Origin of the sequence: Mesorhizobium sp. M7A.F.Ca.MR.362.00.0.0 (assembly GCF_004023175.1) — a bacterium.
GTDB lineage: Bacteria > Pseudomonadota > Alphaproteobacteria > Rhizobiales > Rhizobiaceae > Mesorhizobium.
In genome coordinates, this window is sequence record NZ_RZTF01000189.1 from 1 (window position 1) to 6873 (window position 6873).

The 6873-nt window shown below is 63.3% G+C and carries 6 protein-coding genes and 1 tRNA gene; 5 read left to right on the forward strand and 2 right to left on the reverse strand.

From position 1 onward, the window contains the following. The first annotated feature begins 190 nt into the window (after positions 1-190). The 3 genes from EOC06_RS21485 (at position 191) to EOC06_RS21495 (ending at position 2902) form a co-directional block, all read left to right on the forward strand. A complete protein-coding gene (locus EOC06_RS21485; RefSeq protein ID WP_127380033.1) occupies positions 191-1141 on the forward strand; it encodes an acetyl-CoA carboxylase carboxyltransferase subunit alpha in 951 nt (316 codons plus the stop codon). A gap of 217 nt (positions 1142-1358) precedes the next feature. Beyond that, entirely contained in the window at positions 1359-2657 is a 1299-nt protein-coding gene (locus EOC06_RS21490; protein ID WP_127380034.1) for a murein L,D-transpeptidase family protein, read from the forward strand. Positions 2658-2665: 8 nt separating this feature from the next. Beyond that, the gene (locus tag EOC06_RS21495; protein ID WP_164761850.1) at positions 2666-2902 is read left to right on the forward strand and encodes a sulfurtransferase TusA family protein; all 237 of its coding nucleotides are present in this window, start codon (positions 2666-2668) and stop codon (positions 2900-2902) included. 9 nt (positions 2903-2911) lie between these two features. Here EOC06_RS21495 and EOC06_RS21500 read toward each other — a convergent pair whose 3' ends face one another. Continuing rightward, entirely contained in the window at positions 2912-4030 is a 1119-nt protein-coding gene (locus EOC06_RS21500; protein ID WP_128308735.1) for a GTP-binding protein, read from the reverse strand. 3 nt (positions 4031-4033) lie between these two features. Beyond that, positions 4034-5197 carry a D-alanyl-D-alanine carboxypeptidase family protein gene (locus EOC06_RS21505; protein ID WP_128308736.1) on the reverse strand — a complete coding sequence of 388 codons (1164 nt, stop codon included), beginning with the start codon at positions 5195-5197 and terminating at the stop codon, positions 4034-4036. Positions 5198-5413: 216 nt separating this feature from the next. On the opposite strand from EOC06_RS21505, the gene EOC06_RS21510 reads away from it, so the two are divergent. Then, positions 5414-6577 (forward strand): M20 aminoacylase family protein, encoded by a 1164-nt coding sequence (locus EOC06_RS21510; RefSeq protein ID WP_127266677.1) that lies wholly within the window; start codon positions 5414-5416, stop codon positions 6575-6577. Between the two features lie 83 nt (positions 6578-6660). Next, positions 6661-6737, forward strand: a tRNA-Arg gene (locus EOC06_RS21515). Positions 6738-6873 lie beyond the last annotated feature (136 nt).

Sequence of the window (6873 nt, forward strand, 5' to 3'; positions counted from 1 at the left end):
TGCCGACATATCGACGACACAGATTTACACCCATGTGCTGGAAGAGCGGCTGGTGCGGCTGGTCAACGATCATCATCCGCTTGCCGACTAGGCCTCATATCGCTATGTGAGGACGACATTTCACCGCCCGGAGCCTTGGATTCAAGGGTTCCGTCAGCCACTGCCTTCCGACGTATCGGTCCGCTCACGCATGTATAATTACCTCGATTTCGAAAAGCCGGTGCAGGACCTCGAGGGCAAGATCCTCGAGCTGAAGAAGCTTGCCGAGAATGGCGAGGCGGTCGATGTCGGCGACGAGATCAGCCGTCTCGAGAAGCGCTCCCGCGACGCGCTGCGCGACGCCTACAAGGCGCTGACGCCGTGGCAGAAGGTGCAGGTGGCTCGCCATCCCGACAGGCCGCATTGCGTCGACTATATCAAGGGCCTGCTCACCGATTTCACGCCGCTGGCCGGCGACCGCAATTTCGGTGAGGACCAGGCGATCGTCGGCGGTTTCGCCCGTTTCCGCGGCGAACCCATTGCCATCATCGGCCAGGAAAAAGGTTCCGACACAGCCAGCCGCCTGAAACACAATTTCGGATCGGTTCGCCCGGAGGGCTACCGCAAGGCGGTACGGCTGATGGAACTGGCCGACCGCTTCAAGATCCCGCTGCTGACGCTGGTCGACACGGCCGGCGCCTATCCCGGTGTCAACGCCGAGGAGCGCGGCCAGGCGGAGGCTATCGCCCGTTCAACCTCGACCTGTCTCGGCCTGAAAGTGCCGTCGATCTCGGTGGTCATCGGCGAAGGCGGTTCGGGCGGCGCCATTGCCATCGCCACCGCCAACCGCGTCTACATGCTCGAACACGCCATCTATTCGGTGATTTCGCCGGAAGGGGCCGCCTCGATCCTGTGGCGCGACACAACGCGATCGAAGGACGCGGCGACCAACATGAAGATCACCGCGCAGGATCTTTTTGAATTAAAGATCATCGACGCCATCATCCCAGAGCCGCTCGGCGGTGCGCATCGCGGCGCCGAAACGGTGATCGCCGCGACCGGAGACCTCATCGCCAGGACGATGAAGGATTTTGCCGGCGCCAACACCGATTTCCGCGAGCAGCGCCGCGAAAAATACCTGGCCATGGGCCGCAGTCTCTGACCACAGGCAGCCTTGGCCGCAACAATGTGGCGGGGCGGAGCATTTTTGCCACAAAAATGCCGCTGCATTCGGCTCAATGAGACTGCCGCAGGGGGATGTGTCGGCACTTGCGGTAAGGAATTTATTAGGGTTAACGGGCTTAGGGTCCGTCGATGCGCAGTGTAGCAGCCGGGGCAGGAAGCGTCCTGGCGCCAGAGAAAAGACGATATCCGTAGCCATGTTTGTCAAGCTTGCCCGCACCGGAATCCTGATCGCTGCCCTCGGCGTTGCCGGCTGCAACAATTCGTCGATGAAGGATTTTGCCCCGGAGGCCAACAAGCCGCTGCCCGACAAGATCCTTGCCGACATGAAGGCCAAGGGCATGGTCCGCACCTCGTCGGTGATGGCCCGCATCTTCAAGGAAGAAGGCAAGCTCGAAATCTGGAAGGCCAAAACCAACGGCCGCTACGACATGGTGGCGAGCTACGACATCTGCAAATGGTCGGGCAAGCTCGGGCCGAAATACACCGAAGGCGACCGCCAGGCGCCGGAAGGCTTCTACACGGTGCGCCCGGCGCAGATGAATCCGCGCTCGAACTATCATCTGTCCTTCAACATCGGCTATCCCAACGCCTATGACCGCGCCAATGGCCGCACCGGCTCCAATTTGATGGTGCACGGCGCCTGCTCGTCGTCGGGCTGCTATTCGATGACCGATGCGCAGATCGAGCAGATCTATGCCTTTGGCCGCGATGCCTTCCAGGGCGGCCAGACCGAGTTCCAGATCCAGGCGTTTCCGTTCCGCATGACTGCCGCCAACATGGCGCGCTACCGCAACGACCCGAATTACGATTTCTGGAAGATGCTGAAGGTCGGCTACGACAATTTCGAGATCACCAAGGTGCCGCCGAAGGTCGATGTCTGCGAGAAGCGCTACGTCTTCAACCAGGTTGCCGCCGACGGTCAGACATTCGACCCGACCGGCGCCTGCCCGGCGACCACGCAACCTGATTCGCTGAAGAGCGCCTACAATTCCTACATGAGCACCTACGACGCGGCATTCAGCGGCGCGGTCAAGGCCAGCGTGCCGGCGCCCAAGCCGACCATCGCCGGCATCAAGGAAGCCAGCATCGTCTCCGACTGGTCCAAGCGCCGCGCACGCGGCGAACGCGTGCCGATCGATCCGCCGTCGCTCAACAATGACGGCTCGGTCACCGAGACGGCACGCATGGGCCGCATCGATTCGCCCGCTGGCCGCAAGATGGCGGCCCTCGATGCCGAAAAGGCGGCCAAGCAGAAGGCCGAGGAGCAGAGGCTCGCTGCCATAGAGGCGGCCAAGCAAGCCAAGGAAGCCGCCAAGGCCCAGGCTCTGGCCGAAAAGGAGGCCGAAAAGGCTGCCAAGGAAGCCCCTGTCGCCACCGCGACCATCGCGGCCCCTTCGGAAGCGGCACCGATGGCTGAGACGCAAGCGGCGAGTGCCGACGAGAGCCGCGTGACGAAGCTGAAGAACAAGCTGCTCGGCATGTTCGGCGGTTGATTTCGCCCGTGGATGATCGCGCCGCTATTTATGACCTCAAGGGGCTGAACTGCCCCTTGCCCGTGCTCAAGGCCAAGAAGCGCCTGGCGGGGATGCAACCGGGCAGCCGGCTCTGGCTGGAGACCACCGACCCGCTGGCCGTCATCGACATTCCGGCATTCTGTTCGGAGAGCGGCCACCAGTTGATTGAAACGGCGGCGGTCTCCGGCGGCCATCGCTTCCTGGTCGAGCGCGGCGCGCCGTAATCGTGGGAGCTACCGCCCGGCAATCGCCAGCGGGTTGTTTTCCAGCGCGGCGCGATCGGGCGTGTCGATCGACGGCCGGTTGGTGAAGGCGGCGAACAGCCTGCGGATATAATCTTCGGGCATATCGAGCGTGATCAGCACCAGCCGCGTGCCGCGCTGGCCATCTGGCCAGGACGGCAATTGCACCGGCGGATGCAGGATCTTCTGCACGCCATGGATCACCAAAGGCCGCGACGGGTCTTCCCTGAGCTCGATGACGCCCTTCATGCGCAGCAGGCGCTCGCCATGTGTCGAGCGCAGCAGGTCGAGGAACATCTCGATCGCCGAAAACGGCACCGGGCCGTCATGCACCAGCGAATAGGAACGCACCCGCGAATCGTGGCGATGACCGTGGTCATGGCCATGTTCGTGATCATGCCCATCATGGTGATCATGATGGTGATGATCATGAGCGGCTTCCTCGCCCAGCCAGCGCCGCACATCGGCGGATTTGGTTGCCGGGTTGTAGAGGCCGCAATCAAACAGCGCCGCCACGCCTGTCCCCGTGTCACCGGCATCGAGCAGTTCGGTGCCCGGATTGATCTGCCGCAGGCGCGCCCGAAGCATTTCCAACTCATTGGGATCGACGACCAGATCGGCTTTGCTGAGCACGATGCGATCGGCGACGGCAGCCTGCTTGACCGCCTCGACATGGGCGTCGAGCGTGGCGTTGCCGTTGACGGCATCGACCAGCGTGATGACGCCGTCGAGCCGGAAGGCCTGGATCAGCGCCGGATGGGCCATGATCGACTGCAGCACCGGCGCCGGGTCGGCAAGGCCGGTGGTCTCGACGATGACGCGGGCCAGACGGGCGATGCGGCCGGTCTGCAGCCGGTCGACCAGGTCGGCCAGCGTATCGACCAGTTCGCCGCGCACCGTGCAGCACAGGCAGCCGTCCGAAAGCTGGATGATGCCGTCGGAAGACTGCTCGACCAGCAAATGGTCGATCGCCACCTCGCCGAACTCGTTGATGATCACCGCCGTGTCGGCCAGCGCCGGATCCTTGAGCAGCCGGTTGAGCAGCGTCGTCTTGCCGGCGCCAAGGAAGCCGGTCAGCACCGAGACGGGGATCGGGAAGCCGCTGCCCATTGGCTAGTTCGCAACCTTGGCCGGCTGGTCGCCCTGCGCGGCGGAGCCGGCAATCTTCGGGCCTGCGCCGGCCGGTGCCGGTCTGTCGGGCCGCCAGCTCGGGATCGGCACATCGGCATATTCCTGACCGCCCTGGTCGAGGATGGCCTTCGGCGCCGGACCGGTGGCGCCGCCAAGGCCGACGGCAACCAGCGTCGGCACATGGTCGAGCTTTTCCTGATAGGGCGATTTCGGCACGTCCTTGGCGGCGACCGGCGGCGCCTCCGACTGCTCCTGCGGCGTCTTCTTCTTGCAGACCTCGTCCTTCATGTCGTTGGGCGAGACCGTGTCGCCATAGGGCGCCAGCGTGGTGACGGTGGCCGAGCCGGCGGCAGGCGCGTCAAAACCCTGATCGAGCAGCTTTGCCGCCGTCTCGGCGCGGGTGACGGCCGACTTCTCGCCAAGCACCACCGCGACCAGCGTGCGCCCGTTGCGGGTCGCCGAACCGATCATGTTGAAGCCGGAAGGGCAGACAAAGCCGGTCTTCATGCCATCGGCGCCGGGATAACGGCCAATCAAGAGATTGTAGTTGGGAATAGCCTTCTTGCCGACGGCAAGGCCCTCGATCGAGAACCACGGCGCATATTGCGGAAATTCGCGGCGGATCGCCATCACCAGCACGGCGAGGTCGCGCGCCGTCGTGTACTGATCCGGCGAATAGAGCCCGTTCGGATTGACGAAATGCGTGCCGTTCATGCCGAGCCGGGTCGCTTCGGCGTTCATCCGGTCGGCAAAGGCCGCCTGCGAACCGCCGACATTTTCGCCCACCGCCATGGCGATGTCGTTGGCCGATTTGACCAGCATCATCTTCAGCGCGTTGTCGAGCCGCATCACCGAGCCCGGCTTGAAGCCCATCTTGCTTGGCGGCTCGGCGGCGGAGTGTTTGGTCACTTTGATCGGCGAATCAAGCTGAACCTCGCCGGCGGCGATCGCCCGAAAGGTGACATAAGCGGTCATCAGCTTGCTCAGCGATGCCGGATACCAGCGCTTGAACGCGTCCTGATGCTGCAGGATCTTGCCGCTGCCGAGATCGAACACGACCACCGGATTGGCCAGCGCCGGCCCGGCCACGACCGACAGCGCGATTGTGCCAACCGAGAATAGTTTGAGGAAATGCCTGTACCGCATGATCAAATCCGAAATCGCCTCTTGCCGTAGTCGCCCCTGGCTCCGTAAGATTTCGTTACGCGATCGCCAGCATGATTGGTCCGACCCTCAAAAACCGGACCGCATCGTTGCGGTGCTATTTACCCTATGTGACGCCAAGATGGCAAAGTGCCTGGCGATCACAATTGCAAGGCAGCGGACGACACCCGCCTGTCCCAACAGCGAGATGGAACCATCATGCCAATCCTGAACCGTGCCGCCGAAATGCAGGACGAAGTTGCCGGCTGGCGCCAGCATCTGCACCAGACGCCAGAACTGAACTTCGACGTCTTCAAGACCGCCGCCTTCGTCACCGAGAAGCTGAAGGCTTTCGGCTGCGACGATGTGGTCACCGGCCTCGGCAAGACCGGCGTCGTCGGCGTCATCCGCGGCCGCCAGGGCGAAGGCCCCACCATCGGCCTGCGCGCCGATATGGACGCGCTGCCGCTCAACGAGATCACAGGCAAGTCCTACGCCTCGACCATCCCCGGCAAGATGCATGCCTGCGGCCATGACGGCCACACGGCGATGCTGCTGGGCGCGGCCAAATACCTCGCCGAGACGCGCAACTTCACCGGCTCCGTGGCGGTGATCTTCCAGCCGGCCGAAGAGGGCGGCGGCGGCGGCAACGAGATGGTCAAGGACGGCATGATGGAGCGTTTCGACATCTCAAGGGTGTTCGGCATGCACAACATGCCGGGCCTGCCTGTCGGGCAGTTCGCCATTCGCCCGGGTCCGATCATGGCGGCGACCGCCGAGTTCACCATCACCGTGCGCGGCAAGGGCGGCCACGCGGCGATGCCGCACGGCACGATCGACCCGATCGTCATCACCAGCCAACTGGTCGGCGCCTTGCAGACGATCGCCTCCCGCAGCACCGATCCGGTCGAGGCCGTGGTGGTGTCGGTGACCAAGTTCCACGCCGGTGACGCCTACAACATCATCCCCGAAACCGCTGAAATCGCCGGCACCGTGCGCACCTTGCGCAAGGAGATCGCCAAGAAGTCCGAAGAGCGCATCCGCAGCATATGCGACGGGCTGGCGACCGCATTCGGGGCAAAGATCGAGGTCGACTATCAGGCAAATTACCCCGTGACCTTCAACCACGCGGAAGAGACGGTGTTTGCCGGTGATGTCGCGATGAGTGTCGCCGGCGACGCCCATGTCCATCGCGGCATCCAGCCGGTGATGGGCGGCGAGGATTTCTCCTACATGCTCGAAGCCCGCCCCGGCGCCTTCATCTTCATCGGCAATGGCGACACCGCCGGTCTCCACAACCCTGCCTACGATTTCAACGACGAGGTCATCCCGCACGGCATGAGCTACTGGGTGAAACTGGCGGAAACCGCGCTGGCCGCCTGACGGCGGCAGCGCAAAGTCGGCCGAATTGCCTTCGGCCGGCCTCTTGGCGAAACGATCCGAAGCGGCTATGTGTCTGGCCGCGTGGTCCCGTAGCTCAGTAGGATAGAGCGGCAGATTCCTAATCTGTAGGTCACAGGTTCGATTCCTGTCGGGATCACCACGCTTTTCACCAGCTTAGCAACTGACGTCGTACTTTTCGCGAAACAGTGCAACGAATTCTAATCTCGGCGGGAATGCATCGCCGAACAAGGAACGATCCAGCTTCGCTCCGAAGAGCGGGCACTACAATGGCCCTT

Excerpts from the sequence above, each read along its gene's own strand:
- EOC06_RS21485 (WP_127380033.1), top strand. The coding sequence starts at position 191 with ATGTATAATTACCTCGATTTCGAAAAGCCGGTGCAGGACCTCGAGGGC.
- EOC06_RS21490 (WP_127380034.1), top strand. The coding sequence starts at position 1,359 with ATGTTTGTCAAGCTTGCCCGCACCGGAATCCTGATCGCTGCCCTCGGC.
- EOC06_RS21500 (WP_128308735.1), bottom strand. The coding sequence starts at position 4,030 with ATGGGCAGCGGCTTCCCGATCCCCGTCTCGGTGCTGACCGGCTTCCTT.
- EOC06_RS21505 (WP_128308736.1), bottom strand. The coding sequence starts at position 5,197 with ATGCGGTACAGGCATTTCCTCAAACTATTCTCGGTTGGCACAATCGCG.
- EOC06_RS21510 (WP_127266677.1), top strand. The coding sequence starts at position 5,414 with ATGCCAATCCTGAACCGTGCCGCCGAAATGCAGGACGAAGTTGCCGGC.